Source organism: Ornithinibacter sp., from assembly GCF_035443565.1.
Taxonomy (GTDB): Bacteria; Actinomycetota; Actinomycetes; order Actinomycetales; family Dermatophilaceae; genus Fodinibacter.
Map to the genome: position 1 here is coordinate 1 of NZ_DAORSO010000216.1, position 2,831 is coordinate 2,831.

Annotated in this window: 3 protein-coding genes and 1 pseudogene; 2 read left to right on the forward strand and 2 right to left on the reverse strand. The window is 72.6% G+C overall.

What is annotated here, in order from left to right:
• Together PLL68_RS13540 and PLL68_RS13545 are read right to left on the reverse strand one after the other, a co-directional pair.
• Positions 1–227, reverse strand: a pseudogene (locus tag PLL68_RS13540) (ABC transporter permease); the annotation flags it as partial.
• Complete coding sequence (locus PLL68_RS13545; RefSeq protein WP_324534947.1) at positions 224–1,171, reverse strand: ABC transporter ATP-binding protein; 948 nt, start codon at positions 1,169–1,171, stop codon at positions 224–226. The gene PLL68_RS13545 and the pseudogene PLL68_RS13540, both read right to left, overlap by 4 nt.
• Positions 1,172–1,222: 51 nt before the next feature.
• Here PLL68_RS13545 and PLL68_RS13550 point away from each other — a divergent pair, with 51 nt between their 5' ends.
• Both PLL68_RS13550 and PLL68_RS13555 read left to right on the forward strand, forming a co-directional pair.
• Positions 1,223–2,446: an amidohydrolase gene (locus PLL68_RS13550; RefSeq protein WP_324534948.1), complete on the forward strand. Its 1,224-nt coding sequence runs from the start codon at positions 1,223–1,225 to the stop codon at positions 2,444–2,446.
• The coding region (locus tag PLL68_RS13555) for a cytidine deaminase (protein ID WP_324534950.1) at positions 2,443–2,831 on the forward strand (389 nt) is incomplete at its 3' end. The genes PLL68_RS13550 and PLL68_RS13555, both read left to right, overlap by 4 nt.

Sequence of the window (2,831 nt, forward strand, 5' to 3'; positions counted from 1 at the left end):
GCGGTCTGCGACGCCAGCGGTCCGTACATCGCGATCACCGAAGGATTCGTGAGGACGCCGGCAAGACCCGTCGCCGCTGCCTCGTCGTCGGGGTAGAGCGCGAGCGTCGCCTGCGCCGAGCCGACCGAGAGGGCGACCAGCCCGAGCACGCTGGCAGGCACGAGGATGCGGTCGCGCCGCCACGCGAGCCGGAACAGCTCGGGCGCGCCAGCCAGCCGGGTGGTCATGGTGACGGTTCTCGATAGCGCGCGAGGAAGAGCTCCTCGAGCGTCGGCGGCTGGCAGGTCAGGGCCAGCACCCCGCGGCGGCCGAGGTGCTCCACGAGGTCACCGAGGTGGGCGGAGTCCACCGAGCAGCTCAGCTCGCTACCGGCATCGCCGCCGCCGGAACCGCCGCTGGCGGTGCTGCTCACGAGGTCGATGTCGTGGATGCCGGCCCACCCCGCGACGTCTGCCGGCGCCACCGCGTCGCGCAGCACGGCGTGCACCCGGGTGCGGGTCAGGTGACGCAGGTCGGCGAGGCTGCCGCTGTCGACGATCCGGCCCGAGCGCACGATGCTGACCCGGTCGCAGGCCCGTTCGACCTCGCTGAGGATGTGGCTCGACAACAGCACGGTGCGGCCCTGCGCCCGGAGCTCGGCGAGCTCGGCCTGGAAGACCTCCTCCATGAGCGGGTCCAGCCCCGACGTCGGCTCGTCGAGGATGAGCAGCGGTGCATCGCTGGCCAGCGCCGCGACGAGCGCCACCTTCTGCCGGTTGCCCTTGGAGTAGGCGCGCCCCTTCTTCGTCTCGTCGAGCTCGAAGCGTGCCACGAGGCGGCGGCGACGGTCGTCGTCGATGCCGCCGCGCAGCCTCCCGAGCAGGTCGATGACCTCGCCGCCACTGAGGGTCGGCCACAGGACGACGTCGCCCGGCACGTAGGCGATGGAGCGGTGCAACTCGGTCGCGTCGCGCCAGGGATCGCGACCGAGGACGGAGGCCGTGCCGCCGTCGCCGCGCAGCAGCCCGAGCAGGACCCGGATCGCCGTTGACTTGCCCGACCCGTTCGGTCCGAGGAAGCCGTGCACCTCGCCGTGGGCGACGGTGAGGTCGAGCCCGTCCAAGGCCTGCGTGCGGCCGAACGCCTTTTGCAGGCCGGTCGTGCGGATGACATCGACGTCTGACGTCGCCATGGCCCCTACGCTACGCCCGCCCGCGTCAGACGTGGATACACTCGGCTTCCTATGAACGACGATGCTCTCCTCGCCGCGCTCGGCGAGCGCATCTCCGCACTCGCACCCGCACTCATCGACATCCGGCGTGACCTGCACGCCCACCCCGAGTTGTCGCGCGAGGAGACGCGCACGACGCAGTCCGTGGCCGACCACCTCGCCGCCGCCGGGGTGCGCGTTCGCCTGCTGCCCGGAACCGGCCTGCTCGCCGACGTCGGGCCCGAGGATGCCGTGCACCGGATCGCGCTGCGCGCGGACATGGACGCCTTGCCGGTTCGCGAGCGCACCGGCCTCGACTTCGCCTCCACCACTCCTGGGGTGTGCCACGCCTGCGGGCACGACGTGCACGTCACGGCGCTCATCGGGGCGATGCTGGCGCTGGCCTCCTGCGAGCCGGCGCTGACCGAGCGCGGTGTCGCGGTTCGCGGCATCTTCCAGGCGGCCGAGGAGATGATCCCCGGCGGGGCCCACGACGCCATCCTCGCCGGAGCGCTCGACGGGGTCGACGCGGTCTTCGCGGTGCACTGCGACCCCAGCCTCGACGTGGGGCAGGTGGGCCTGCGTGAGGGGCCGATCACCGCGGCCTGCGACCAGGTGGCGGTCTCCCTGCACGGCCGCGGCGGGCACACCTCCCGCCCGCAGCTGACCGAGGACCTCACCTACGCCTTGGCCAAGGTCGTCACCGACGTGCCTGCAGCGCTCTCGCGCCGGCTGGACCCCCGCGCCGGAGCCGCTCTGGTGTGGGGCACCATCGCCGCCGGTCGCGCCCCCAACGTCATCCCGTCGACGGGTGAGTGCACCGGCACGCTGCGCATGCTCGATGCCCACGCCTGGCTCACCGTCGGCCCGCTGCTCGAGGAGATCGTCCACGGCGTCGTCGCCCCGTACGGGGTGCAGGCCAAGGTGGAGCGGGTCAAGGGTGTGCCGCCCGTCGTCAACACCAGCGACGGCATCCAGTCGTTCCGCCTCGCTGCCCTCGCCGGCGGCATGGTCCCCGTCTCCACGACCCAGTCGCTCGGCGGTGAGGACTTCTCCTGGTACCTCGCGCAGGCTCCCGGCGCGATGGCCCGTCTGGGAACCCGCACCCACGGAGGCCCCACGTTCGACCTGCACCAGGGTGACCTCGTCGTCGACGAGGACGCCATCGCCCTCGGTGCCCGCCTCCTCGCATCGGTGGCGATCGTCTGGCACACCGACGCGACCCGTCGCGCCCTCGACCCGATGGAGACCGAATGAGCACCGCCGACGTCGACTGGGACGCCCTGCACGCCGAGGCCGTGCGGATGACGACCCTGGCGTATGCGCCGTACAGCGAGTACCGCGTCGGTGTCGCCGGTTTCGTCGAGGACGGCCGGATGGTCTCCGGGTGCAACGTCGAGAACGCCGGCTACGGGGTGACCCTGTGCGCCGAGTGCGGCATGGTGTCGCAGCTGCACGCCACCGGGGGCGGCCTGCTGACCGCGGTCTACTGCGTCGACGGTGCCGGCCAGGCCCTGATGCCGTGCGGCCGCTGCCGCCAGCTGCTCTGGGAGAACGGCACCCCGCAGACCCTGCTCATGACCCCGCTCGGAGTGCTGCCGATGGAGCAGATCCTGCCCCAGGCGTTCGGCCCCGAGCACCT